The sequence below is a fragment of the Streptomyces spororaveus genome (assembly GCF_016755875.1).
Lineage (GTDB): Bacteria > Actinomycetota > Actinomycetes > Streptomycetales > Streptomycetaceae > Streptomyces > Streptomyces spororaveus.
Genome location: NZ_BNED01000005.1, coordinates 3,288,809 through 3,313,806 on the forward strand (window position 1 = coordinate 3,288,809; position 24,998 = coordinate 3,313,806).

The following is a 24,998-nucleotide window of genomic DNA, read 5'->3' on the forward strand; positions in this document are numbered from 1 at the left end:
GAGGAAATCCTCCTTGGGGGCGGTCAGCTGAGGCGGATACGCGGGTCGAGGGCCGCGTACAGCAGGTCCACGATGAGGCTGAGGACGACGAAGATCGCGACGCTGTACGTCACGACGCCGATCACGATCGGGTTGTTCTGCTGCTGAATCGCCTGAACCAGTGCCAGACCGACACCGTCCCAGTTGAAGATCGCCTCAGTGATGAGCGCACCACCGAGAAGCGCACCGAACGAGATGCCCAGGTAGGTGACCACGGGGATGGACGAGTTGCGCAGGACGTGCTTGAACAGCACGCGCCGGCGCGGAAGTCCCTTGGCGACGGCCGTCTTCACGTAGTCCGCGCGCAGCACCTCGAGCATCGTGCCGCGGGTGAGGCGGGCGACGAAGGCGATGTCGGTGATGGCGAGCGTGACCGCGGGAAGGATCATGCCGTTGAACTGATCGCCGCCGATCGGAGGGAACCACTGGAGTTCCACGGCGAAGTACTTCTTGAGCAGCATGCCGATGACGAAGGTTGGGAAACCGACGGCCATCGTTGTGAAGAATGTCGTGGTCATGTCCAAGACGCTGTATCTGTAGAGCGCGGCGATGATGCCCACGCCCATACCGAACACCGTGATGAGAACGATGGCCAGCAGGGCCAGCTTCGCGGTGTTCTGCAGCTTGGGACCGAGGATTTCCGACACCTCGCGGCGCTGGATGAAGTCCTCGCCGAGGTCCCCGGTCGCGACCTTGGTCACATAGTTCACATACTGCTCGGGCAGCGACTTGTCGAGCCCGTACCGCGCCTTGAGCTCCGTGACCACAGCTGGGTCGCGTGCCTTGTCGCTGCCCGCGATCGAACCCACGGGGTCACCGGGGAGAACGAACAGACAAGCGAACAGAACCATGGTCGCGCCGATGAGGACTATGACCATCTGCCCGAGGCGACGGGCGACGTACCTTCCCATGTTTGTGCCTCTCTACCTGGCCGCTTCTGGGAGCAGCGGCCTCCGGCCCAAGGAACGGGCCGGCTCTCGGCCAGCGGGGATTGCCCGCGGATGTGAGGGGTGCCGAAGTAAAAACGGCCTGCCGAGCGGGGCCGCGGCCCACCGGTCACCCGGGGGCCGCGGCACGTTCGCTCCTGACGGATATACCGTCCGAACCGATTACTTCTTGAGCGAGATCTTCTCGAGGATCGGGTCCTCGTTGAAGTTGATGTCGTCCAGACCGTTGAACTTGTCCGTCGCCATCAGGCGGAACTGGGAGCGGTTGAAGGTCGGGATGAGGGCCATGTCGTCCATGGCCATCTTCTCGGCCTGCTTGTACATCGCCAGTCGCGCGGCCTCGTCCTTGGTGGCGCGGGCCGTGTCGATCAGCTTGTCGAACTCGGGGTTGTTGTAACGGACGCGGTTGTCACCGGTCACGTTGCCCTCGGCGTCCTTGGACATCGAGGTCGAGTGCAGCAGCGGGAACAGGAAGTTCTCCGGGGTCGGGTAGTCCGCGCCCCACGCGAAGCGGTAGATACCGGTGGCGCCGCCACCCTGCTGCTCCTTGAGCATGCCCGGGAAGTCCTTGCCGTCCAGCTTGACCTTGACGCCGAGAACGTCCTCGAGCTGCTTCGCGATGGCCTGGACCCACTCTTCGTGGCCCGCACCGGTGTTGAAGCTGAACTTGATCTCGGTACCCGGCTTCAGGCCGCCCTTCTCGGCGTGCTCCTTGGCCTTGGCGACGTCCTGCTTGACGCAGGAGACGCACAGGTCCTTCTGGTACGCCTTCGGGAACGACGGCGGGACGATGGTGGTCGACGGGGTCTGGAAGCCCTGGAAGACACCCTTGGCGATGGCCTGACGGTCGATCGCGTAGGAGATCGCCAGACGGGCGTCCTTGTTGTTCGTCGGACCGTTGTCACCGATCGGCAGAACGAAGTTCATGCCGCTGGTGTCCTTGGCGAACCACTTGTTCTGCGGCTTGTACTTCGCCTCGGCCGTCTTCAGCATCGGCGTCGGGATGTGCGCGTAGTCGAAGGTGCCGGCCTGGAAGCCGTCGTACTCGAGCTGCTGCGCGGTCTTGTCGTTGAGGAGGGTGACCTGGACCTTGCCCAGGGACGCCTTCTCCAGACCGTAGGTGTCGTTACGGACGAGGTTGATCGCCTTGTTGTGCTCCCACGTGCCGTCCATCTTGAACGGACCGTTGCCGATGGGGGCCTCGCCGAACGCCTTGTCCTCTTCGCCGACCTTGGCGACCTTCGGGACCGGGCTGTAGGCGTTGTGCGCCGTCTTCAGGACGAACTCGCAGTCCGCCTTGGACAGGTCCACCTTGATGGTGGTCGGGTCCGGGGTGGTGACACCGCTGAAGGTCTTGGCGGAGCCGTCCTGCAGCTCGGCGTAACCCTTGATGCCGGCGAAGTGGTACGCCACGTCGGACGCGGCGGCCTTGTGCGCGGCACGGGCCCAACCACGGGCGAACGCCTCGGAGTCGACGACCTCGCCGTTGGAGAACTTCGTGTCGGGCTTGATCTTGAACGTCCAGGACGTGCAGCTGTCGTCCGACGTCGCCGACTCGGCGAGCGCGGGCTCGGCCATGCCGTCCGGCGTGTTGCCATACAGGCCGGTGAACAGGGCGTTGGCCAGCAGGACACCGGTGGACTCGTGCGCACGCCCCGGGTCGATGGTGTCCGGCTCCGTGCTACCGAGCCGGAACACGCCACCGTCGGCGCTGCTCTTATCCTTGCTGTCACCGTCACCGCCGCCACAGGCGGTAGCGGCCAGGGCGACGACAACCGCGCCCACGACCCACTTGGCGCTCTTGGCACCGCGCATGGGTTTCCTCCTCATGAGTCCACTGATCGACTTGAGGGGCAAAAAAACCTCGCCGACACCCCTGACGGCGAGCATTTCCGTGCCCATAGTGTGCTCGTGAGTCGGCGCGATCCCCACATCGCGTGACCCATTGACCCGAGCTCAATGGAGCCATCCTCAGGGACGGTCAGGCCGTAAACCACACTTAAGTGGTCTCGTTTTCACAACATCGATCCGCGCCAGAAACCCGAAATCCGGACAAACGGATAGGAGACAGACACGTGCGAAACGGACGGTTAGCTCATCTTCCGGAGTGTCACGGTCGGTATGCGGACACCTGAACGCAAAAATCCGCTTGACAGAAGCGAACAGCCCCTCTCCTCACGGAGTCCGTGAGGAGAGGGGCTGCGGTGCTACCAGGGCCGAACGGGCGGCTTGCGCCGACCGCGGCCGCGACCCGAGCAAACCGGGCGAACGGCCGTACGGCTGTTACTACTTGGCGGACTTGGCGCGCGACGCGGTGCGCGAGCGCTCCTTCTGGTCCAGGACGACCTTGCGGATGCGGACGGCCTCCGGGGTCACCTCGACGCACTCGTCGTCGCGGCAGAACTCCAGGGACTGCTCCAGGGAGAGCTTGCGCGGCGGCACCACGTTCTCGGTGTTGTCCGCGGAAGCCGCACGCATATTGGTGAGCTTCTTCTCCTTGGTGATGTTCACGTCCATGTCGTCGGCGCGCGAGTTCTCGCCGACGATCATGCCCTCGTACACCTCGGTGCCGGGGTCGGTGAACAGGACGCCGCGCTCCTGCAGGTTGATCATCGCGAACGGCGTCACGGAGCCGGCGCGGTCGGCGACCAGGGAGCCGTTGTTACGGGTGACCAGCTGGCCGAACCACGGCTCGTGGCCCTCGTGGATCGAGTGGGCGATACCGGTACCGCGGGTGTTCGTCAGGAACTCCGTACGGAAGCCGATGAGGCCACGGGACGGGACGACGAACTCCATGCGGACCCAGCCGGAGCCGTGGTTCGACATGTTGTCCATGCGGCCCTTGCGGACGCCCATGAGCTGCGTGACGGCGCCCATGTGCTCCTCGGGCACGTCGACCGTCATGCGCTCGACCGGCTCGTGCACCTTGCCGTCGATCTCCTGCGTGACCACCTGCGGCTTGCCGATGGTCAGCTCGAAGCCCTCACGGCGCATCTGCTCGACCAGGATGGCGAGCGCGAGCTCACCGCGGCCCTGGACCTCCCAGGCGTCCGGGCGCTCGGTCTCCAGCACGCGGAGCGAGACGTTACCGATCAGCTCGCGGTCCAGGCGGTCCTTCACCTGGCGCGCGGTGACCTTGCGGTCCTTGACGGCGGACTTGGCGTCCGCGCCCTTGCCGCTGCCGCCGCGGCCGACCATCGGGGAGGTGTTCGTACCGATGGTCATGGAGATCGCCGGCTCGTCGACCGAGATCAGCGGCAGTGCGATCGGGTTCTCGGTGTCGGCCAGGGTCTCACCGATCATGATGTCGGGGATACCGGCGACCGCGCAGATGTCACCCGGGCCCGCCACCTCGGCCGGCTTGCGGGTGAGCGCCTCGGTCATCATCAGCTCGGTGATGCGGACGTTCGACTGGCTGCCGTCACGCTTGATCCAGGTGACGGTCTGGCCCTTGCGCAGCTCGCCCTGCTCGACGCGCAGGAGCGCGATACGGCCGAGGAAGTTGTCGGCGTCCAGGTTGGTGACGTGGGCCTGGAGGGGGGCCTCCTCGTCGTACACCGGGGCGGGGACGTGCTCCAGGATGGTGGAGAAGAACGGCTCCAGGCTGTCGCTGTCCGCGGGGACGGTGCCGTCCTCGGGCTTGGTCAGCGAGGCGATGCCGTCACGGCCGCAGGCGTAGACGATCGGGAACTCGATCTGGTCCTCGGTGGCGTCCAGGTCCAGGAACAGGTCGTACGTGTCGTTGACGACCTCGTCGATCCGGGAGTCCGGGCGGTCGGTCTTGTTGATGCAGAGGATGACCGGCATGTTCGCCTGCAGGGCCTTGCGCAGGACGAAGCGGGTCTGGGGCAGCGGACCCTCGGAGGCGTCCACCAGCAGAACGACGGCGTCCACCATCGACAGACCGCGCTCGACCTCACCACCGAAGTCGGCGTGGCCGGGCGTGTCGATGATGTTGATCGTGATCGGGGCCCCGCCGTCCTTGGGGTGATACTTCACCGCCGTGTTCTTGGCGAGGATCGTGATGCCCTTCTCACGCTCCAGGTCGTTCGAGTCCATCATGCGGTCGTCGAGGTGCTGGTGGGCGGCGAAGGCACCGGCCTGCTTGAGCATGGCATCGACGATGGTCGTCTTGCCATGGTCGACGTGGGCGACGATGGCGACGTTACGGATGTCGTGGCGCGTGGGCACTTCGGCGCTTCTCCCGGGATCGTGGATGGCGTCGCGTACGGTCCGGCACGCGCGCCTCGGCCGGGCGAAAACCTGCCACGGCCTTACCCCATGGTACGTCGAGTGGCGGGAACCGCCTGCCGGGGGGTCTGTCAAGAGGCCGGATGTATGAGTGCGGCCGGGGGCTGCGTGGGGTGCCCCGACCGCCGTTCCGGCCGGTAATCATGCGGGTCAACGGGTATGCACGACCTTGCCCGCCGGGGGATCCGGCGGGCAAGGGACTTGAGTCACATCTGAGCTTGGGACCCTCCGGTCAACCAGACAGGCACCGCTTTGTCACCACTTCTTCTCCCGCGCTACTTCTTCGCGTCCTTCGCGGTCGGCGCCTTCTTCCAGCCGATGTCCTGGTAGCGGGGGGCGCCGAGGCCGAAGGCGCCCGCGTTGGCCAGGCCCGGCTTGACCGCCACCAGCTCGGGGCGCTGGAAGAGGGGGATGGAGCCGGCGGCGGCCCAGATCCGGGCGTCCGCCTTGCGCATCAGCTCTCGGGACTTCGCCTCGTCCAGCTCGCCGACCGCCTGGTCGAAGAGCTGGTCGATGTGGTCGGTGCCGACCCGTGTGTAGTTCTGTTCGACGAGGAGGGAGCCGTCCGCGGCCGGCTCCGGCTTGGCGAAGATGGGCCGGGCGTCGGTGGCCGGGTAGGCCGTCGCGGGCCAGGAGTACAGGGCCAGGTCGTACTGGCCGGAGGCGATGTGGTCCTTGAAGAAGCTGTCGTCGGCCACCTTGATCGTCTCGGTGTTCACGCCGATCTTGCGGAGCGTCGCGGCGATCCGCTCGCCGACCGTGCGCAGGGACTCCGAGCCGGGGCCCGCCGGGAGGACGAAGCGCAGGCTGAGCGCCTTGCCGTCCTTGGCGAGCATGTTGCCGGAGGTGCGCACGGGCTGCTTGGCGGGTGCGGGGGCCGGGGAGGCCTTGGCGGGGTCGCCCTCCGTGCCCTCGCGGGCCGGGGCGCCCTTGCCGTCGTCGGCGGCCGCCACCCGGGCGGACCGGGCGACCTGCGCCGCCTGGGCGAGCAGGGAGGTCCGCTGCTGGGCCCCGAAGGGGGCGGGGGCGAGCACCGGGGACGGCCCGTCCGCGGGGGCCGCCGGGGCGGCGTCGGCCTCCGGGCGGTTCGCGGCCGCCGGCCGCGGCTCGCCGTTGGCCCCGTCGTCCTGGCCCACGATGTAGAGCCCGTCGTTCCCGGTGCCGGGGCCCGAGGGGGTCTTCGAGTCGTCCTGCGGAGCACTCTCGGGACCGGCCTTGGCGCCCGCCGGCTCGGTGATCCTGGCGCCCTTGCGCCAGCCCGCGTCCGCGAGCAGCGCCTGGGCCGCGTGGGTGTCCTGGCCGCCGAGCGCGTCGCTGTTGTCGGCGTACGCCTGCTGCCCGGCCAGGGCCAGGTGGCTGCCGACCGGCTTCGCGGGCAGGCCGAGCGGCTTGAGCACGGCCTCGGCCAGCGCCTGGCGGTCCAGGGCCCGCGCCACCGCCCGGCGCACGCGCTCGTCCGCCAGCGGGCCGGCGGACCCGTTCATCGCGAGCTGCGTGTAGGCCGGCTCCAGGGACTTCCGTACGGTGAAGGCCTTCAGGGCCGCCTGCTCGGCCGCGTACCGCTCGACCGAGGCGAGGTGCTTCTGGCGGCGCTCCGTCTCCGCCGCGGCCTTGTCCTCGTCCGCCCCGAAGGCGGTCGCCCACGACAGCGTGGCCTGTGCCGGGGTCAGCGCGGCCTCCGGGCCGTGGGCCGGGGCGCCGCCCGCGCCGGGGCCCTTCTTGCCGGCCGCGTCCCGGCGGGCCAGTGCGATCCGGTCGGCGCCGGCCCGGTCGACCTCCGCCAGATCGAGCTTCCCGGCGGCCAGCGCCGCCGGGCGCTCGGCCCGCGGGACCGCCGTCAGGATCAGCGTGTCCAGCTTGGCCTGCCGGCCCCACCAGCGGGCGTTGCGGGTCAGGGCCGCGGTACCGGTCTTCTTGTCGATCGCGCCGAGCGCGAAGGGCCCGGCGGTGATCTTCAGTGCCCCCCGGGCGCCCTCGTTGAAGGCATCGGGGGTACCGGTGACCTGCTTGGGGTAGAGCGGGGTGAAGAGGGAGCGCCAGTCGGCGTACGGCTTGTTGAAGGTGACCCGGACCTCCAGGTCGGTCTTGCCCTTCTCGATCTTCTCAATCCGCTCGTAGCCGGCGTTGCGCGCCGTCCAGTACGCCGAGTCCTTGCCGTTCAGGGCCCGCCACTGCGCCACGAAGTCGGCGGCGCCGATCTCGCGGCCGTCGCTCCACACCGCCTTCTGGTTCAGCTTGTACTGGACGACCTGCTTCGGCTCCCGCTCGATGACCTCGGCCTTCTCCAGGTAGTCCGGATTGGCCACCGGCCGCCCCTTGGCGTCCAGCACGAAGAGCTGGGGCAGCACGGCGCCGGCGATCCGGTTGGTGGTGGCGTCGGCGTCGGCCTGGAAGGTGTTGAGGGTGTCCGGGAGGGTGTCCACCGCCCAGCGCAGCACTCCCCCGTCCGCGACCTTGTCGCGGGTGGTCGTGGCGATGTCCTGTCCTGCGGCGGCCTGACCGCCCTCGTCGTCACCCGCGCCGCAGCCCGTGAGCAGCGGCAGTGCGAGGACTCCCGAGGTCAGGAGCGCCAAGGACCTGCGCCTTCTCTGGGACATGGGTCGTACCTCCGGGGCGGGGCGTGGGGGAAGCATGATCACGTTCGGCGGTATATGGAGCTGATCACACCGGTTGCCGGAACCCACTGAAATAGACGGTCCGCCGCACCCCTCGCAGCCGCCTCTCGCCACGCCGCGAACCCCACCCGTGCGGACCAATCCCGCTTGCACCGCGAGAGGCGTTCCCCCGGGAGAGGGATGAGAATGGGGGGCGGGGAGGGGCGCACGATTCACGCCTGCGCGCCCGCAATCGCTGCACGTCCCTTCACAACGGGGGACGGGAGGCGCGACACTCGCAGGCGCACATGAGCGTTGCCACCGCACCTGGCGGAAGTGAGGGCAAATCATGTCCCTGCAAGACGATCTGAGTGCTGTACGGCGCAACCTGGACGAGCTCACGCGCAAGGTCGAGCGGCTGGAGCAGCAGGCCGCACGGCAGAAGCCGTCGACGACGGCGGCCGGTCCGGACCCGTCCCGGATGGTGACGGTCCCGGACACCCCGTACGACAGCTCCCTGTGGACGGACTCCGACGACGAGGGCCTCGGCGCGCGCGACCGCCGCGCCCCCTAGGCCGTCTCCGGCACGCGTCCACCCGCGCCCCGTCCGGTCCGGCCGTCCGCGGCCGGGCCGTCCGGGGCACCCCTCATCACTCCTCCCGGAGTCTTCTTTGGCCACAGGCACGGAACGACCCCAGCAGCGGCCCGGCGGCGTGCACGACGCCTCACGGGCCGCGATCGCGGCCCGGCACATGCGGACCGACCGGTGGTGGCTGTCGCCCGCCGGCACCGCGGCCGGGCTGTTCGCCTTCATCGTCTACTCGACCTGGCGGGCCTTCGCGAACGCCGACTACTACGCGGCCCCGTACGTCTCCCCCTTCTACTCCCCGTGTCTCGCGGAGAACTGCGTTCCGATGAAGGGCGGGCCCAACTGGGAGGTCTTCGGCAGCTGGTGGGGCCTCTCCCCCGCCCTGCTGGTCCTGATCTTCCCGCTCGGCTTCCGGCTGACCTGCTACTACTACCGCAAGGCCTACTACCGGGGCTTCTGGGCCTCGCCGCCCGCCTGCGCCGTCGCCGAGCCGCACACGAGGTACACCGGCGAGACCCGTTTCCCGCTGATCCTGCAGAACGCGCACCGGTACTTCTTCTACGCGGCGGTCCCGGTCGCGGGCATCCTCACGTACGACACGGTGCTGACCTTCCGCGACGAGCACTACGCCTGGGGCCACATGGGCCTCGGCACCCTGCTGTTCCTGGTCAACATCACGCTGATCTGGGCCTACACCCTGTCCTGCCACTCCTGCCGCCACATCATGGGCGGCCGGCTCAAGCACTTCTCCAAGCACCCGGTGCGCTACCGGCTCTGGGGCTGGGTCAGCCGGCTCAACTCCCGCCACATGCAACTGGCGTGGGCCTCCCTGATCAGCGTGGCCCTGTGCGACTTCTACGTGTACCTGCTGGCGAGCGGCGCCTTCACCGATCCGAGGTTCTTCTGACATGGCTCAAGTGGAACGGCAGCAGTGGGACGTGGTCGTGGTCGGCGCGGGCGGCGCCGGGCTGCGGGCCGCGATCGAGGCCCGCGAGCGCGGCGCCCGTACGGCCGTGATCTGCAAGTCCCTGTTCGGCAAGGCCCATACCGTGATGGCGGAGGGCGGGATCGCCGCCTCGATGGGCAACGTCAACGAGGGCGACAACTGGCAGGTGCACTTCCGCGACACCATGCGCGGGGGCAAGTTCCTCAACCAGTGGCGGATGGCGGAGCTCCACGCCAAGGAGGCCCCGGACCGGGTCTGGGAGCTGGAGACCTGGGGCGCGCTCTTCGACCGGACGCCGGACGGGAGGATTTCCCAGCGCAACTTCGGCGGGCACGAGTACCCGCGCCTCGCGCACGTCGGCGACCGCACCGGCCTGGAGCTGATCCGTACGCTCCAGCAGAAGATCGTCCAGCTCCAGCAGGAGGACTTCGCGGAGTTCGGGGACTACGAGGCCCGGCTCAAGGTCTTCCAGGAGTGCACGGTCACCAGGGTGCTGAAGGACCGCGGCAGCCCGGCGGACGGAGCGAGGGTCTCGGGGACCTTCTGCTACGAGCGGGAGACCGGCCGGTTCTTCGTGCTGGAGGCCCCGGCGGTCGTCCTCGCCACGGGCGGGATCGGCAAGTCCTTCAAGACCACCTCCAACTCCTGGGAGTACACGGGCGACGGCCACGCGCTGGCCCTGCTCGCGGGCGCGCCCCTGCTGAACATGGAGTTCGTGCAGTTCCACCCGACGGGCATGGTCTGGCCGCCGTCGGTCAAGGGCATCCTCGTCACCGAGTCCGTGCGCGGCGACGGCGGCGTGCTGCGCAACTCCGAGGGCAAGCGGTTCATGTTCGACTACGTCCCCGACGTCTTCAAGGAGAAGTACGCCGAGTCGGAGGAGGAGGGCGACCGCTGGTACGAGGACCCCGACCACAACCGGCGCCCGCCCGAACTGCTGCCGCGCGACGAGGTGGCGCGGGCGATCAACTCCGAGGTGAAGGCGGGCCGCGGCTCACCGCACGGCGGCGTCTTCCTCGACGTGTCCACCCGGATGCCGGCCGAGAAGATCAAGCGGCGGCTCCCGTCGATGTACCACCAGTTCAAGGAGCTGGCGGACGTGGACATCACGGCCGAGCCGATGGAGGTGGGCCCGACCTGCCACTACGTGATGGGCGGGATCGCGGTCGACTCGGAGTCCGCCGCGACCCTCGGGGTGCCGGGGCTGTTCGCGGCCGGCGAGGTCGCGGGCGGGATGCACGGCTCGAACCGGCTCGGCGGCAACTCCCTCTCCGACCTGCTGGTCTTCGGGCGGCGGGCCGGACTGCACGCGGCCCGGTACGCCACGTCCGCGCCGCGCCCGGCGGTGGCCCAGGCGGAGGTCGACGCGGCGGCGGCGGAGGCGCTGGCCCCCTTCCACGCCGCCGAGGGCGCGGAGAACCCGTACACGCTCCACCAGGAACTGCAGACGACCATGAACGACCTCGTCGGCATCATCCGCCGCGAGGGCGAGATGGCCGAGGCCCTGGAGAGGCTCGCGACCCTGCGCGTACGGGCCTCCCGGGCCGGTGTCGAGGGGCACCGGCAGTTCAACCCCGGCTGGCACCTCGCCCTGGACCTGCGGAACATGCTGCTGGTCAGCGAGTGCGTGGCCCGCGCGGCCCTGGAGCGCACCGAGAGCAGGGGCGGGCACACCCGCGAGGACTGTCCGTCGATGGACCGCGGCTGGCGGCCGGTGAACCTGCTGTGCCGGCCGGTGGACCCCGTACCGGCGGACCCGGCGGCCGACCGGATCGAGCTGGTCCGGACCCGCACCGAGCCCATCCGCCCCGACCTGCTCGCACTCTTCGAGAAGGAAGAGCTGGTCAAGTACCTCGCCGAAGAGGAGCTGCACCCATGAGTACGTACGACGCGAGCTTCCGGATCTGGCGGGGCGACGCGGAGGGCGGGTCCCTCAGGGACTTCACCGTCGAGGTGCACGACGGGGAGGTGGTGCTGGACATCGTCCACCGGCTCCAGGCCACCCAGGCCTCGGACCTGGCGGTGCGCTGGAACTGCAAGGCGGGCAAGTGCGGCTCGTGCAGTGCGGAGGTCAACGGCCGGCCCCGGCTGATGTGCATGACGCGCATGTCGACCTTCGACCGGTCCGAGACGATCACGGTCACCCCGCTGCGCGCCTTCCCGGTCGTGCGCGACCTGGTGACGGACGTGTCCTTCAACTACGCCAAGGCGCGGGAGGTGCCTGCCTTCGTACCGCCGGAGGGGGTGGCCCCGGGCGCGTACCGGATGCAGCAGATCGACGTGGAGCGCTCGCAGGAGTTCCGCAAGTGCATCGAGTGCTTCCTGTGCCAGGACACCTGCCATGTGGTGCGCGACCACGAGGAGAACAAGGGTGCCTTCGCCGGTCCGCGCTTCCTGATGCGGGTGGCGGAGCTGGACATGCACCCGCTGGACGCGGCGGAGGAGGCGGGCCTGGACCGCAAACGCAGCGCGCAGGAGGAGCACGGGCTCGGCTACTGCAACATCACCAAGTGCTGCACGGAGGTCTGCCCGGAGGGCATCAAGATCACCGACAACGCGCTGATCCCGCTGAAGGAGCGGGCGGTGGACCGCAAGTACGACCCGCTGGTCTGGCTGGGCAACAAGATCGGCCGCCGGTCCGGCTCCCGGTAGTCCGGGGGCGCCGCACCCTCCGGGGCCCGTGTCCGTGCACCCTGCACGGACACGGGCCCCGGCGCGCGCGGTGCTGCGGGGGAGGCGGTGAGTGGCCGGTCACGGGAAATGACTCCGCATGCGGGGTAGCGAAACCCCCCATACCCTCCCAATTGTGATTCCGCCGAGAAGCAGGCCGCTCCGCAGGACGTCCGTACGGGCCGCGCTCGCGCTCGCCGCGGGGCTGCTGGCGGTCGGCGGCTCGGGCGTCGTCGGGGCCCCGCCCGCCCGGGCCGAGGATCCCGTCACCCTGTCCCAGCAGGGTCAGATCACCGACCTCGTGGGGGCCCTGGGCGACCGGCAGGGCGACGTCACCGCCGCGCTCGACAAGCTGTACGCCGACCGCAGGATCCAGCTCTTCGTCGCCTACGTACGGGATTTCTCCGGGCGCTCCGCCCAGAGCTGGGCCGACGCCACCGCGCAGCGCAACGGCCTCGGCCAGAACGACGTCCTGCTGGCCGTGGCGACGGGGGCCCGCCAGTACGCCTATTCGGCCGATGTCGACTCGGGTTTCACCGAGCAGCAGCTGGCCGCCGTCGCGCAGACCGCCATCGAGCCGGCCCTGAAGCAGAACGACTGGGCGGGCGCCGCCATCGGCGCGGCCAACGGCTACAACGCCGTCCTCGGCGGTCAGCCGATCCCCGCGCCCACCATCACCCCCGGCCCGGCTCATCCGGGCGGCGAGGAGAGCGGTGAGAACGGAGCCGGGGACTTCGTGCTCCCGGTGATCGCGGTCGGCGCGGCCGGGGCGCTCGCGGCGTACGCGTACACCCGCCGCAAGCGCAAGGACGCCGCCGGCGGCGGGCGCGGTACGACGACCGGGCCCGGCTGGCCCGAAGGGGCGCCGGACCGGCTCCCGCTGCCGGAGCTCGACGCCCGGGCCAAGGCCCTGCTGGTGGACACCGACGACGCGGTCCGCACCAGCACCGAGGAACTCGGTTTCGCCACGGCCCAGTTCGGCGACGAGGCGACCCTCCCGTTCGTCGCGGCCGTGGCGTACGCCCAGGACGAGCTCACTCACGCCTTCCGGCTGCGCCAGCAGCTCGACGACGCCTACCCGGAGGACGACGCGACCCGGAGGCGGATGCTGGACGAGATCGTCGCCCGGTGCACCGGGGCGAACCGGCGGCTGGACGCCGAGTCGGCGGACTTCGACCGGCTGCGGGACCTGGAGAAGAACGCCCCGCAGGCCCTGGCGGCCGTGGAGCAGGGCTACCTGGACCTGACCGGACGCGCCGGCACCGCCGAGGCGACGCTGACCGCACTGGCCGGACGGTACGCGGACTCGGCGTCCGCGCCCGTCGCCTCCAACGCCGAACAGGCCAAGGACCGGCTGCTGTTCGCGGCGACCAGCCTGGGCCTGGCCCACGCGGCCCTCGACGCGGGCCGCAACGGCCCGGCGGCCGTGCACGTACGGGCCGCCGAGGGCGCGGTGGACCAGGCGGCGACCCTGGTGGACGCGGTCGAGCGGCGGGCGCAGGAGCTGGCGGAGGCGGCCGGGAAGCTGCCGGGCGCGCTGACCGAGACGGACACCGACCTCGCGGACGCCCGCGGGCTGCTCACCGGCACCGCGGAGGGCACCTCGACGGCCGACCTGCGCGGGCGGATCGGCCGGGCGGAGGCCGTACTGGCCGACGTACGGCGGGAGGAGGCGGCCGGCCGGTACGACCCGATCGACGCCCTGCGCCGGATCGAGGAGGCGGACGCGGCGCTCGACGAGGCGCTGGCCGGCGCACGGGAGCGGGAGTCGGGCCGGCAGCGGGCGGTGGCCCTGCTCGACCAGGCCATGCTCGCGGCGCGCAGCGCGATCGGCGCGGCGACGGACTACATCACCACCACCCGGGGCGCGGTGGGCAGCCAGGCCCGTACGCGGCTGGCGGAGGCGGGCCGGCGCCTGGAGCGGGCGGTGTCCCTGGCGGCGGCCGACCCGGCGGGGGCGCTGGCGGAGGCCCAGCAGGCGGACGCGCTGGCGCGGCAGGCGCAGCAGCTGGCCGAGCAGGACGTACGGGCGTACCAGGACCCGTACGCGGGCCGGCGCTCCGGCGGCCAGGGCGGGGCCGTGCTGGGCGGGATCATCCTCGGCGAGATCCTGCGGGGCGGCGGGGGCTTCGGCGGAGGTTTCGGAGGCGGCGGGGGCGGGGGCTTCGGCGGCGGGGGCGGCAGCGGCCCCGGCTCGTTCGGGGGCGGCGGGACCCGCGGCCGCATGGGCGGCGGCGGCCGCTTCTGACCAGCACACACATCGGCCCTGACCAGGAGAGACCCACCATGAGCAAGCAGACGATCCTCGGCCGCGTCACCCAGCTCGCCAAGGCCAACATCAACGCGCTGCTGGACCAGGCGGAGGATCCGCAGAAAATGCTGGACCAGCTGATCCGCGACTACACGAACAACATCTCGGAGGCCGAGCAGGCCGTCGCGACGACGATCGGGAACCTGCGGATGCTGGAGGCGGACCACAAGGAGGACGCGGAGGCGGCCGCCGAGTGGGGCGGCAAGGCCCTGGCGGCGAGCCGGAAGGCGGACGAGCTGCGGGCGTCGGGGGCGGCGGCGGACGCCGACAAGTTCGACAACCTCGCGAAGGTGGCGCTGGGCCGGCAGATCCAGTCGGAGAAGGAGGCGGCCGTGGCGGAGCCGACGATCGCCGCGCAGACGGAGGTCGTCGACAAGCTCAAGTCGGGCCTGGACGCGATGCGGAACAAGCTGACGGAGCTCCAGGCGAAACGCGACGAGCTGGTGGCCCGGGCCAAGACGGCCCAGGCGCAGAACACGATGCTGGACGCGGTGAAGAACATCGACGTGATGGACCCGACGAGCGACCTGGCGCGCTTCGAGGACAAGGTGCGGCGGGAGGAGGCGAGGGCGCTGGGGCGGCAGGAACTCGCCGCCTCCTCCCTGGACGCCCAGTTCGAGGCCCTGGACGACCTCGGCAAGACCTCGGAGATCGAGGCCCGCCTCGCCGCCCTCAAGTCCGACCGGGCGGCCTAGGCCGGGGTGCCGAGCGCGCCGCACGGGCGCCACCCGTTATCCGTACATGCTCAGCAGCTGCTCCGCCGACAGTTCGGCCACGGCCTCCGATGCCGCGCCGGGCAGCGGGAGTTCGAACCAGACCGTCTTGCCGCGGTGGGTGCGGCGTGTGCCCCAGCCCGCCGACAGCAGGCCGACGAGCTGGAGGCCGCGGCCTCCCTCGTCGGTGTCGCGGGCGCGGCGGCGCCGCGGCTGGACCAGGTTCGCGTCCCAGACCTCGCACACCAGGGTGCGGTCCAGCAGCAGCCGCAGCCGGATCTCGCCCTCCCCGTAGCGCAGGGCGTTGGTGACGAGCTCGCTGACCAGCAGTTCGGTCGTGTCCAGCAGGCCCTCCAGGCCCCACGCCGGGAGCTTGGCCCGGGCCAGTTCGCGGGCCCGGCCCACCGAACGGGCCTCACGCGGGAGTTGCCAGTCACCGACCGCGTCCACCGGCAGGCCCTGCACCCGTGCCATGAGCAGCGCGATGTCGTCCTCCCCGTGCCGGGTGTCGAGGGTGTTCAGCACGTGGTCGCAGACGTCCTCCAGCGGCCGGACCGGATCCGCGAGGGCTTCGCGCAGTCCGCGCAGCCCCTCCTCCAGGGGGTGGTCGCGGGATTCCACGAGCCCGTCCGTGTAGAGGGCGAGCAGGGCGCCCTCCGGCAGGTCGACCACGACCTCCTCGAAGGGTTCGCCGCCGACGCCCAGCGGCATCCCGGGCGGCACCTCCAGGAGCAGTGCGGGCCGTGAGACGCCGGCCTCGTCCGGGGGTTCGACCAGGACGGGCGGCATGTGGCCCGCGTTGGCGATCGTGCAGCGCCGTGTCACCGGGTCGTAGACCGCGTAGACGCAGGTGGCGAGGTACACCTCGGAGCGGTCCGCGTCCCGCGAGTGCAGGGCCGCCCGGGAGGCCTGCTGGGAGCCGCCGGGGGCGCCGAGGCCGCGGGCGATCTCGTCGAGCGCGGTCAGTACCTCCGCCGGTTCGAGGTCGAGGAGCGCGAGGGTCCGTACGGCGGTGCGCAGTTCACCCATGGCGACGGCGGCCCGCAGCCCGCGGCCCATGACGTCGCCGACGACCAGCGCCGTGCGGTGCCCGGGGAGCTCGATGACGTCGAACCAGTCGCCGCCGACCTCGGTGGCCGCGTTGCCGGGCAGGTACCGGCAGGCGATGTCGAGGCCGGCCGCCTCGGGGTCGCCGGGAGGCAGCAGGCTGCGCTGCAGGATCAGCGCCCGCTCGTGCTCGCGCCGGTAGAGCCGTGCGTTGTCGATGCACACGGCGGCGCGGGCGGCGAGTTCGACGGCCACCGCGCGGTCGCGTTCGCCGAAGGGTTCGCTGCCCTTGGTACGGGAGAACTGCGCGAGCCCGACGACCGTGTCGTGGGCGACCATCGGCACGACCAGCGTGGACTGTACGAGGTCCTCCGGTCCGCCGCCCTCGATCAGCCGCGTCCGCGCGGTACGCAGGGCCAGGGCGCCCGGCGACGCGGCCGGGTAGCGGTGGATGTCGCCGACGGAGACCGGTGCGCCGTGGCCCGACAGCGGCGCGTCCGAGACGGCGGAGGCGAAGGCCACCCGGCGCAGGGCGGCCGAGGGCGTCCGCGCCGGGCCCTGGCCGGGCAGGCTGGGTACACCCGGGCCCTGCGGCCGGGCGGGCCGGTCGTCGTCGCCGAGGAGCAGGCCCTGGTAGAGGTCGACGGCGGCCAGGTCGCAGAAGCCGGGGACGGTGACGTCGAGGAGCTCGCGGGCGGTGGTCTCCAGGTCGAGGGAGTTGCCGATGCGGTGCCCGGCCTCGTTGAGGAGGGCGAGGTTGCGCCGGACTCCGGCGGCCTCGCGGGCGGCGAGGTGGCGGCGGGTGACGTCGGTGCCGATGCCGGCGACGCCGATGGGGCGGCCGCTGCCGCCGTGGACGCGGTAGAGGTTGATGGACCAGTGGCGGTTGTCCCGGCTGCCGGGGGCGGCGCCGGTGATCCGCAGATCGGTGACCGAGTCCCCGGTGTCCAGGACCCGGCGCAGGGCCTCGGCCATCCGGTCGGCCTCGTGCGCGGGCAGGTAGTCGTGGACGGTCCGGCCGCGGTGTTCCTCGGCGGCGCCCCCGAAGACGGTGGCGAACCGGCGGTTGGCCCGCTGCACGGTGAGGTCCGTACCGAAGAGCAGGAATCCGAAGGGAGATTGGCCGAATATCGCTTGCGAGGCCGCCAGGTCGGATTCGATGCGGCGCAGCGCGCGCACGTCGACGACGACGCACAGCGCGGCCCGCTCGGCGGTCTCGGTCTGGGTGGGCATCACATAGATCTCGGCCACTCCGTGCGCGCCGTTCCCGCCCGGGATCCGGAAGGGGATCAGGCCCGTCCACTCCTTGCCGTCGAGGATCTCGGCGACCTTGCGGTGCGCGTCGGGACGCAGCTCGGGCGGCATGAAGGCGTCGACCGGGTCGCGCCCGACGGCCTGGGAGGCCGTCAGCCCGAACAGCTCCTCGGCACGCAGGCTCCACTGGTCGATGAACCCGTCGGGCCCGATCGAGAAGGATGCGACCTTTATGTAGTCATATATCGAGCCAGGCGGACTGCTGTGCCACAGGGCGTCGTGCCATGTCTCTCGCGGCACGTCGGTCTGATGTGCCTGCGCAGGTATCTCGCTCACGCGACCGTCCCCTCCAGCTCACCGCAACCGGACCGGCCATGACCGAAGTATTCAGCACCACGGCCCCGGACGGCACGGCGTTCACGATCACAGCACGGTCTCGATGATTTCGAGCCATGTCACGCGATCTCCTCCGAGCGCCTACCCAGACTGCCGCCGGGAGGTGCATGCGGAAGGTCACACGCCACCGTTCTCCTTGTTACTCACCAGGAAGAGCCAACTCGAACCACACAGTCTTGCCCGATTTCCCGTGCCGGGTCCCCCAGCGCTGTGAGGAGACGGCGACCAGGTGCAGGCCGCGGCCCCCCTCGTCGTCGTGGTCGGCGACCCGCTCACGGGGCGGATCCGGAAGCGGATCGGAAACCTCCACGAGCAGGGCGGAGCCGCCCGCGGAGCTGCCGACGGCTGGATTGCGCCGCTCCAGGCGGACTCCGATGGGGCCGGACGCGTACCGCAGCGAGTTGGTGACGAGCTCGCTGACCAGCAGGACGGTCACATCGCCGACGACCTCCAGGCCCCAGTCGTGCAAGGTGCCGCGAACGGCGTGGCGGGCTGTGCGGACGGCACCGGGCTCGGCGGGGAAGGCCCACTCCGCGCACTCACCGTCTGTGTCGATCACGCCGATCACTTCCCGGGCCAGCAGCGACCCCAGTCCGGTTCGTCGGGGACGAAAGAGGGACGAGATAGGGATTAATAGCGACATACCCGATATTTGGGACGTCGTACCACTCGATCCCCGCCCACCGGCGCACTGTGGCGCAGACGGCCTACACCGCGCGCGTCACGCGCCCCCGCCGCCGCCCCGGCGCAGCCGGCGTCCGGCTTCGGCGACCGCGGGACGGTCCTGGTCCAGCCAGTCCACCGACTCCAGCTCCTCCGGGCCCAGCCAGCGCAGCTCGTCGTGGTCCTCCAGCGGGGCGGGCACGCCGGAGAGCAGCCGGGCGGTCCACACCTGCAGGACGAGCCCGGGCCGCAGCGGCCACTCCCCGGGGATCCGCTCCAGCGGCTCGGTCTCCACGCCGAGCTCCTCGCGCAGTTCGCGCACCAGCGCGTCGGGGACGGACTCACCCGGCTCGGTCTTCCCGCCCGGCAGCTCCCAGCGTCCGGCGAGCTCGGGCGGTGCGCTGCGGCGGGCGGCCAGCAGGCGCCCCTCATGACAAAGGGCTCCGCCCACGACCACTCGTACCGTCATGGGCGGAGCCTATGCCAGCGTCGCGGGGCACTGCGACGCTCAGTTCATCGTGGCGGTCTGACCGATCCGCTCGACCCAGTAGAGCTGCTTGTGGCCTCGGTCTTCGAGGCTGTCGGCGACCTTCTGGGCCTCGGCCCGGGTGGCGTACCGGCCCACCCGGTAGCGGTTGCCGTTGTCGTCCTCGCGTATGACCAGCCACGGAAGCAGGGCACCGCTGTCGTTCATTGCGTTTCACCCTCCGCCGACGTACGTACCTGTCCGGGAAACCGCATTGCGCATATGCCCGAGCTTACGCCCGACCTTTACGGAGCGGATACGGTTTTTCACGAAGAGGTACCTCACAGGCGTACGCATCCGGCCATGCGTACGAGTGGGCCGTGCGCGCCGGTTCGAACGGGGCGCACCGGACGCCGGGGCGGGGCCGCCGCGCCACCGCGGGGCGGGCATCCGCGCAGGTGGCACCCAGGACGCGGCGGCACGTCCGGCGCGAGCCCGGCCGGGGCGCGCGGGGAGGGGGTCCCGGCATGCGGACCGAACGGTCCGGGGACGCCCGGGCGGGGACCGTGCGGGCGTTCGCCATCGCGCCGAAACCCGCCGGGTCGCGGGCGCCGCGCCAGGCGCCGTGCGGGCCGCCGCGCCGCGCGGGCCGCACGGCGGGCGGGCCGCACGGCGGGCGGGCCGCACGGCGGGCGGGCGCGCGTGAACCCCCGGGCGGCGCCCGGGGGTTCAGACCGTGGCGGGAGCGGTCACCTCACCGGCAGGTGGTACGCCAGGCGGTAGCGGTCCGCCGGGACCACCACGTCGGCCGTCTCCACGGCGCGGCCGGAGGCGTAGTAGGTGCGGCCGATCACCAGCACCACGTGCCCCGGCACACCGCCGAGGAGCAGGAGCTCCTCGGCCAGACCGGGCCGGGCGCCGACCTCCTCGACCACGTTGTCCACGACGACGTCGATCGCGGCCATCCGGTCGACCACCCCGGAGCCGCCCAGCGGCCCTTCCTCCGGCAGCATCACGGGGGTCCGGCCGGTGACGGCCAGCGGCTCCCAGGAGGTCGACAGCATCATCACCTCCCCCGCGTCGCGGAAGACGTACCTCGTCCGCATCACGCGCTCGCCCGGCTCGATGCCGAGCCGCTTCGCGATCTCCGTGGGCGCGCCCGTCTGCTCGCTGCCCGACTCCCACGTGCCGCGCGTGCCCGGGTCGGACTGCTCCTGCCGGAACGGCGTCGAGGCGCCGCCCGTGCGGTAGCCGGCGCGGGCGACCCGCCGCGGGACCGGCTGTTCCCGTACGTACGTGCCGGATCCGGACCGGCCCTCGACCAGCCCCTCCGCCATGAGGACCTTGCGCGCCTCCAGAGCCACGGTGTCGGAGACCCCGTACTCCTCGCGGATGCGTGCCTGAGAGGGGAGCCGGGCGTGCGGGGGCAGAGAACCATCGACGATCTTCCGTCGCAGATCCCCGGCCACGCGCAGATAGGCCGGCTGCTCACCGAAAGTCACTGGCCACTCCCATCAGGTTGACAGACAGCTACACCCTGGCAACCGACGGTTGAAGACCGCAAGCAAGGGCCAGAGTTTCACTCGAAGTGATGAAGCCAGGTCACTCAAACCCATTACCCTGCGTTATGCGGCTGCCGTCACGCCGACTCGGACGAAGGCCCCTCGCCGGACCCGTCGTCCCGGTCGTCCGGGCCGCCCCCGCTGTCCTGAAGCCACTGCGGAATCACCGTCGAAAGCCCGTACGCACCGCGCAGCGCCTTCTCCGTCTCCAGGCTCATCGCGGCCCGCGCCCGGTCCCACGCCTTGTCGAACTCCTCCGGCGTCCTGGCCAGCGAGGCGCGCTGCCACTGCGCCCGGGCCGCCTCGATCTCCCGCAGCTGCGCCGGCACGGCCTTCTCCATCCCCGGCAGGGCCGCGTCCCCCTGGAGGAGATTCGCCTCGGCGCCCAGTGCCGTGTGCACCTCGCGCGCCCACGCCCGGTACTCGGGCAGCACGTCCTCCACGTCGCCGTCGGGAGGCCGGCTCACGACGAACTCGACGGTGTTGGCGGCCCGCAGGAAGGCCGACTGCCCCGGCTTCAGCATGGCGGCGTCCCGGCGCAGGCTGCCCCGCCACTCCTCGTCGGTCGTGCCGATCACGCAGAGCAGCATCCGGTCCCCCTGGTGCCAGGACTGGCGGGAGGGCGCGTAGTAGAACATCTCCGCGTACTCGGGCAGCGCCCACGTGTCCATCGCGTACTCGTCCTGCGCCTTCCAGCACGCGTCCTCGGACGCGCGGTCGGCCTCACGGGACTCGGGAACGTCCGGCCCGTCGAGCACCTTGGCGGCGGTGACCTCGCCGTGGTGCACCTGCGCGCAGTCGATCCGGTACGTCGCGGGCCGCTCGTCGATCAGGTCGCCGCCGGGGACGTTGAAGCAGTCGCCCGCCCGCAGGTCGCCGAGGTCCGTGAGCTCGCCCTCGACGTCGGCATACGCGTGCAGCGACTCGACCCGGTCGTCGATGGAGCTCAGGACCCGCCCGGCGGCGAAGACCATTGCGCCGGTCATCACCACGGACACCACCAGGCCCACGATCGCCAGGGCCTTGCCCCGGTCCCCCCGCTTCGTGATCTGCACGAGGGCCGCGATGCCGAAGGCTATGCCCAGCGGCGGCAGGCACAGCAGCCCGGACAGCAGCGAGGCGAGCGCGAAGCCGTTGAGCGCCGGCGGATGCTGTCCGTAGCCGGGCGGCGGACCCCAGCCCTGCCGCGGGGGCGGCGGAGGCCAGGAGTGGCCCGGTCCGGGAGGAGGACTCGGCGGGGTGCTCACGGGAACGGACTCCATCGCAGGGCGGCAGCGCGGGGCTGCGGCACGGGGCGGCATCGCGGGGCGCGCCGCGGTGGGCGCGAACGAATGCGCGAAATAGTACGCAGCGGGGACGCCCGTGGATCGGTCGCCCCCCGGCGCTCCGGCGGAACGGGCCCTGACCGGGCTCGAACCCGGACACCCCCGGCACGGCACGGGCACGGCGTGCCGCAGCGCCGCCGCACGCGGGTGACGGGCGACTAACATCCGTGCCGTACACCGGCCATGACCGAGCAGAGGTGTTCCACACATGACGCACGCACTCCCCGGCTACGTCTGTTCCGAGGACGGCACACGGGCGGACGTCCGGACCGCCCCGTGGGCGTGCCCCGTCTGCGGCGGACCCTGGGACCTCGATTTCACCCCGGACCCGGCCGCGGTACTGGAGCCGGCCGCGGGGCCGAATTCGCTGTGGCGGTACGCGCCCGTACTGCCGCTCCCCGGCGCCTTCTCGGTGTCGCTGGCCGAGGGGCACACCCCGCTGATCCCGCTGGCGGAGCGGATTCACGCCAAACTCGACTTCCTGATGCCCACGCTGTCCTTCAAGGACCGGGGCGCGGTGATGCTCGTGGAACTCGCCCGGCGGCTCGCGCCCCAGCGGGTCGTGGCGGACAGCAGCGGCAACGCCGGGACGTCGGTGGCCGCGTACTGCGCGCGGGCCGGACTGGAGTGCGAGGTCTTCGTGCCTGAGGACACGCCGGAGAAGAAGACGGCACGGATCCGGGCGCACGGCGCGTCCGTCCGGACGGTCCCCGGCGGCCGCGAGGCCACCGCGCAGGCCGCCCGGGCCGCGGCGGACGCGCCCGGGGTCTTCTACGCGAGCCACGTGTTCAACCCGTACTTCCTGCACGGGACCAAGACGTACGTGTACGAGGTGTGGGAGGAGCTGGGCGGCCGGCTCCCGGAGGCCCTGGTGGTCCCCGTGGGCAACGGGACCCTGCTGCTCGGGGCCGCCCTGGCCGTGGAGGAACTGGCCCGGCGCGGGGTCAGGCCGCCGGCCCTGATCGCGGTCCAGGCGGAGGCGGTGGCCCCGCTGGCGCAGGCCTTCGCGGCGGGCGCGGAGGAGGCGGCTCCGGTGGAGCAGCGGCCGACCCTGGCCGAGGGGATCGCCATCCCGGCGCCTCCGCGCGCCCGTCAGATCCTGGCGGCGGTCCGCAAGTCCGGCGGCGCCGTCGTGACCGTCCCGGACGACCGGCTGCGCGCGGCCCAGCAGGATCTGGCGCGCCGCGGCCTCTCCGTGGAGCCGACGTCCGCGGCCTGCTGGGCGGCGGTGGGCCCGTCGGCCCCCGAGGATCTCCTCCAGGGCCGCACCGCCGTGATCCCCCTCTGCGGGGCGGGCACCTAGGCCGTCTCTTCCGGATCTTGCCGGGCCCGGCCCGGCACCCCCACGTCCGTGTCGGAAATCCGCGCGCCCGGACGCACCCGGTCTGGTGAACTGGCCCCATGACCACCCACGTTGACCACGCCGCCCGGGCCGCCGCCTTCGCGGCCCTGCACACCCCCGCCGCCCCCCTCGCCCTGGCCAACGCCTGGGACGTGGCGAGCGCCCGCATCGTCGAGGCCTCCGGCGCCCCCGCCGTGGCCACCACCAGCGCCGGGGTCGCCTGGTCCCTCGGGTCCCCCGACGGCGACGCGCTCGCCCGGGACCGGGCCCTCGACCTCGTCGCCCGTGTCGTCGCGGCCGTCTCGGTGCCCGTCACCGCCGACATCGAGGGCGGCTTCGGCGCCGACCCGGCCGCGGTGGGCGAGACCGTCACCGGGGTCCTGGACGCCGGCGCGGTCGGCATCAACATCGAGGACGGCCACCGCGACCCCGCCGAGCAGATCGAGCGCCTGGCCGCGGCCCGCGCCGCGGCCGACGCCGCCGGCGTCCCGCTCTACATCAACGCCCGCGTCGACACCTACCTCCGGGGCTTCGGCGAGGACGCCACCCGCCTGGACGACACCCTCGCCCGCGCCGCCGCGTACCTCCGGGCGGGAGCCTCCGGTGTCTTCGTGCCCGGCGTCCTCGACCCGGCCACCGTCGCCGAGCTGGCCAAGGGCATCGACGCGCCGCTGAACATCCTGCTCGGCCCGGGCGCCCCGAACGTCGCCGCCTTCGGCGCCCTCGGCGTCTCCCGCGTCAGCCTGGGCTCCTGGGTCGCCGAAGCCGCGTACGCCGTGGTCCGCCGCGCCGCCGAGGAGCTGGCCTCGGAGGGCACGTACGGGGCACTCGCGCACTCCCTGCCCTACGGCGAGCTGAACGCCCTGCTCAAGAGCTGAGATATCCCGGAGCGGGCACGGTCCGGCCACCCTAGGATCCGAGCATGAGCACCTCAACCCCGGTCGACGGCAAGGCCACCGGGCCGGCCACCACCACCCGAGGCAGGATCCCCGGCGCGGTCTGGGCCGCCCTCGCCCTCGTCTACGTGGTCTGGGGCTCGACCTACCTGGGCATCCGGATCGTCGTCGAGACCATGCCGCCCTTCCTCTCCGCCGGGGCCCGCTTCATCACCGCCGGCCTGCTGCTGACGGCCGTCGTCGCCTGGCGGTACGGTCCGGCCGCGCTGCGGGCCACCCGGGCCCAGGTCGGCTCGGCGGCCCTGGTCGGGCTGCTGCTGATCCTCGGCGGGAACGGCCTGGTGGTCCTCGCCGAGACCTCGGTGCCGTCGGGCCTCGCCGCGCTGCTGGTGGCGGCGGTGCCGATGTGGGTCGTGGTGCTCCGGACGAGCACCGGGGACCGGCCCCCGCTGCGCACCCTGGCCGGGGTGCTGGTGGGTCTCGCCGGGCTCGCGGTGCTGACCAGCCCCGGGCTCAGCGGCGCGGTGCGGCTGTCGGGGGTGCTGCTGGTGGTGGCGGCTTCGGTCCTGTGGTCGCTGGGCTCCTTCACCGCGCCCCGGCTGAAGCTGCCGGCCAACCCCTTCACGGGCAGCGCCTACCAGATGTTCGCGGGCGGGACCGCCGCCGTGGTCGTCGGCCTGCTGCGCGGGGAGCACCACGGCCTGGACCCGGCGGCGTTCTCCACCGCCTCCTGGCTCGCCCTGGGCTACCTGACGGCCGTCGGCTCACTCGTCGGTTTCACGGCGTACGTGTGGCTGCTCCAGGCCGCGCCGCTGTCGCTGGTGTCCACCTACGCGTACGTCAATCCGGTCGTCGCCGTCGCGCTCGGCACGCTCGTCCTCGGCGAGGCCCTGACCTGGCCGATCCTGGTCGGTGGCGCGATCGTCGTGGCGGCGGTGGGCGTGATCGTCAGTACCGAGCGGAAGAAGTAGCGCCGGCCGCGGGGGG

The 24,998-nt window shown here is 71.8% G+C and carries 19 protein-coding genes; 9 read left to right on the plus strand and 10 right to left on the minus strand.

Annotated elements, in window-relative coordinates; all coding sequences use genetic code 11:
* Positions 1 to 23: 23 nt before the first annotated feature.
* The 4 genes from Sspor_RS16925 to Sspor_RS16940 all read right to left on the minus strand — a co-directional run bounded on the left by Sspor_RS16925 (position 24) and on the right by Sspor_RS16940 (position 7,834).
* Positions 24 to 917: an ABC transporter permease gene (locus Sspor_RS16925; protein WP_237403892.1), complete on the minus strand. Its 894-nt coding sequence runs from the start codon at positions 915 to 917 to the stop codon at positions 24 to 26.
* A 231-nt stretch (positions 918 to 1,148) separates the two neighbouring features.
* Positions 1,149 to 2,801 carry a peptide ABC transporter substrate-binding protein gene (locus Sspor_RS16930; RefSeq protein WP_237403893.1) on the minus strand — a complete coding sequence of 551 codons (1,653 nt, stop codon included), beginning with the start codon at positions 2,799 to 2,801 and terminating at the stop codon, positions 1,149 to 1,151.
* A gap of 471 nt (positions 2,802 to 3,272) precedes the next feature.
* Positions 3,273 to 5,177, minus strand: a complete 1,905-nt coding sequence (gene typA / locus Sspor_RS16935) for a translational GTPase TypA (RefSeq protein WP_202199892.1) — start codon at positions 5,175 to 5,177, stop codon at positions 3,273 to 3,275.
* Positions 5,178 to 5,512: 335 nt separating this feature from the next.
* Positions 5,513 to 7,834, minus strand: a complete 2,322-nt coding sequence (locus Sspor_RS16940) for an ABC transporter family substrate-binding protein (RefSeq protein WP_202199893.1) — start codon at positions 7,832 to 7,834, stop codon at positions 5,513 to 5,515.
* Between the two features lie 346 nt (positions 7,835 to 8,180).
* Here Sspor_RS16940 and Sspor_RS16945 point away from each other — a divergent pair, with 346 nt between their 5' ends.
* The 6 genes from Sspor_RS16945 (at position 8,181) to Sspor_RS16970 (ending at position 15,042) form a co-directional block, all read left to right on the plus strand.
* Complete coding sequence (locus tag Sspor_RS16945) at positions 8,181 to 8,405, plus strand: Rv0250c family protein (protein WP_030385851.1); 225 nt, start codon at positions 8,181 to 8,183, stop codon at positions 8,403 to 8,405.
* A 97-nt stretch (positions 8,406 to 8,502) separates the two neighbouring features.
* Entirely contained in the window at positions 8,503 to 9,327 is an 825-nt protein-coding gene (gene sdhC / locus Sspor_RS16950; protein ID WP_202199894.1) for a succinate dehydrogenase subunit SdhC, read from the plus strand.
* Position 9,328: 1 nt separating this feature from the next.
* Positions 9,329 to 11,245, plus strand: a complete 1,917-nt coding sequence (locus Sspor_RS16955; RefSeq protein WP_202199895.1) for a fumarate reductase/succinate dehydrogenase flavoprotein subunit — start codon at positions 9,329 to 9,331, stop codon at positions 11,243 to 11,245.
* A complete protein-coding gene (locus tag Sspor_RS16960) occupies positions 11,242 to 12,018 on the plus strand; it encodes a succinate dehydrogenase/fumarate reductase iron-sulfur subunit (protein WP_202199896.1) in 777 nt (258 codons plus the stop codon). The genes Sspor_RS16955 and Sspor_RS16960 overlap by 4 nt, the downstream gene beginning before the upstream one ends.
* A 118-nt stretch (positions 12,019 to 12,136) precedes the next feature.
* Entirely contained in the window at positions 12,137 to 14,284 is a 2,148-nt protein-coding gene (locus tag Sspor_RS16965; protein ID WP_202199897.1) for a TPM domain-containing protein, read from the plus strand.
* 38 nt (positions 14,285 to 14,322) lie between these two features.
* Positions 14,323 to 15,042, plus strand: a complete 720-nt coding sequence (locus tag Sspor_RS16970; RefSeq protein WP_202199898.1) for a PspA/IM30 family protein — start codon at positions 14,323 to 14,325, stop codon at positions 15,040 to 15,042.
* Between the two features lie 36 nt (positions 15,043 to 15,078).
* Here the strand turns inward: Sspor_RS16970 and Sspor_RS16975 are convergent, their stop codons facing one another.
* The 6 genes from Sspor_RS16975 to Sspor_RS17000 form a co-directional block, all read right to left on the minus strand.
* Complete coding sequence (locus Sspor_RS16975) at positions 15,079 to 17,697, minus strand: SpoIIE family protein phosphatase (protein WP_372499726.1); 2,619 nt, start codon at positions 17,695 to 17,697, stop codon at positions 15,079 to 15,081.
* Positions 17,698 to 17,896: 199 nt separating this feature from the next.
* Positions 17,897 to 18,325, minus strand: coding sequence for an ATP-binding protein (locus tag Sspor_RS16980; protein ID WP_202199899.1), 429 nt, complete (start codon positions 18,323 to 18,325; stop codon positions 17,897 to 17,899).
* Between the two features lie 153 nt (positions 18,326 to 18,478).
* Positions 18,479 to 18,889: a (deoxy)nucleoside triphosphate pyrophosphohydrolase gene (locus Sspor_RS16985; protein WP_202199900.1), complete on the minus strand. Its 411-nt coding sequence runs from the start codon at positions 18,887 to 18,889 to the stop codon at positions 18,479 to 18,481.
* Positions 18,890 to 18,928: 39 nt separating this feature from the next.
* Entirely contained in the window at positions 18,929 to 19,114 is a 186-nt protein-coding gene (locus Sspor_RS16990) for an SPOR domain-containing protein (protein ID WP_030012541.1), read from the minus strand.
* Between the two features lie 521 nt (positions 19,115 to 19,635).
* Positions 19,636 to 20,388 (minus strand): GntR family transcriptional regulator, encoded by a 753-nt coding sequence (locus tag Sspor_RS16995; protein ID WP_202199901.1) that lies wholly within the window; start codon positions 20,386 to 20,388, stop codon positions 19,636 to 19,638.
* 137 nt (positions 20,389 to 20,525) lie between these two features.
* A complete protein-coding gene (locus Sspor_RS17000) occupies positions 20,526 to 21,695 on the minus strand; it encodes a DUF4190 domain-containing protein (RefSeq protein ID WP_202199902.1) in 1,170 nt (389 codons plus the stop codon).
* 286 nt (positions 21,696 to 21,981) lie between these two features.
* Between Sspor_RS17000 and Sspor_RS17005 the strand changes: the two genes are divergently transcribed.
* The 3 genes from Sspor_RS17005 to Sspor_RS17015 all read left to right on the plus strand — a co-directional run bounded on the left by Sspor_RS17005 (position 21,982) and on the right by Sspor_RS17015 (position 24,982).
* Entirely contained in the window at positions 21,982 to 23,076 is a 1,095-nt protein-coding gene (locus Sspor_RS17005) for a pyridoxal-phosphate dependent enzyme (protein WP_202199903.1), read from the plus strand.
* Between the two features lie 98 nt (positions 23,077 to 23,174).
* A complete protein-coding gene (locus tag Sspor_RS17010) occupies positions 23,175 to 23,993 on the plus strand; it encodes an isocitrate lyase/PEP mutase family protein (protein ID WP_202199904.1) in 819 nt (272 codons plus the stop codon).
* Between the two features lie 44 nt (positions 23,994 to 24,037).
* Entirely contained in the window at positions 24,038 to 24,982 is a 945-nt protein-coding gene (locus tag Sspor_RS17015; RefSeq protein ID WP_202199905.1) for an EamA family transporter, read from the plus strand.
* Positions 24,983 to 24,998 lie beyond the last annotated feature (16 nt).

Excerpts from the sequence above, each read along its gene's own strand:
- Sspor_RS16925 (WP_237403892.1), bottom strand. The coding sequence starts at position 917 with ATGGTCATAGTCCTCATCGGCGCGACCATGGTTCTGTTCGCTTGTCTG.
- Sspor_RS16930 (WP_237403893.1), bottom strand. The coding sequence starts at position 2,801 with ATGCGCGGTGCCAAGAGCGCCAAGTGGGTCGTGGGCGCGGTTGTCGTC.
- Sspor_RS16940 (WP_202199893.1), bottom strand. The coding sequence starts at position 7,834 with ATGTCCCAGAGAAGGCGCAGGTCCTTGGCGCTCCTGACCTCGGGAGTC.
- Sspor_RS16945 (WP_030385851.1), top strand. The coding sequence starts at position 8,181 with ATGTCCCTGCAAGACGATCTGAGTGCTGTACGGCGCAACCTGGACGAG.
- Sspor_RS16955 (WP_202199895.1), top strand. The coding sequence starts at position 9,329 with ATGGCTCAAGTGGAACGGCAGCAGTGGGACGTGGTCGTGGTCGGCGCG.
- Sspor_RS16960 (WP_202199896.1), top strand. The coding sequence starts at position 11,242 with ATGAGTACGTACGACGCGAGCTTCCGGATCTGGCGGGGCGACGCGGAG.
- Sspor_RS16965 (WP_202199897.1), top strand. The coding sequence starts at position 12,137 with ATGCGGGGTAGCGAAACCCCCCATACCCTCCCAATTGTGATTCCGCCG.
- Sspor_RS16970 (WP_202199898.1), top strand. The coding sequence starts at position 14,323 with ATGAGCAAGCAGACGATCCTCGGCCGCGTCACCCAGCTCGCCAAGGCC.
- Sspor_RS16985 (WP_202199900.1), bottom strand. The coding sequence starts at position 18,889 with ATGACGGTACGAGTGGTCGTGGGCGGAGCCCTTTGTCATGAGGGGCGC.
- Sspor_RS16990 (WP_030012541.1), bottom strand. The coding sequence starts at position 19,114 with ATGAACGACAGCGGTGCCCTGCTTCCGTGGCTGGTCATACGCGAGGAC.
- Sspor_RS17005 (WP_202199903.1), top strand. The coding sequence starts at position 21,982 with ATGACGCACGCACTCCCCGGCTACGTCTGTTCCGAGGACGGCACACGG.
- Sspor_RS17010 (WP_202199904.1), top strand. The coding sequence starts at position 23,175 with ATGACCACCCACGTTGACCACGCCGCCCGGGCCGCCGCCTTCGCGGCC.
- Sspor_RS17015 (WP_202199905.1), top strand. The coding sequence starts at position 24,038 with ATGAGCACCTCAACCCCGGTCGACGGCAAGGCCACCGGGCCGGCCACC.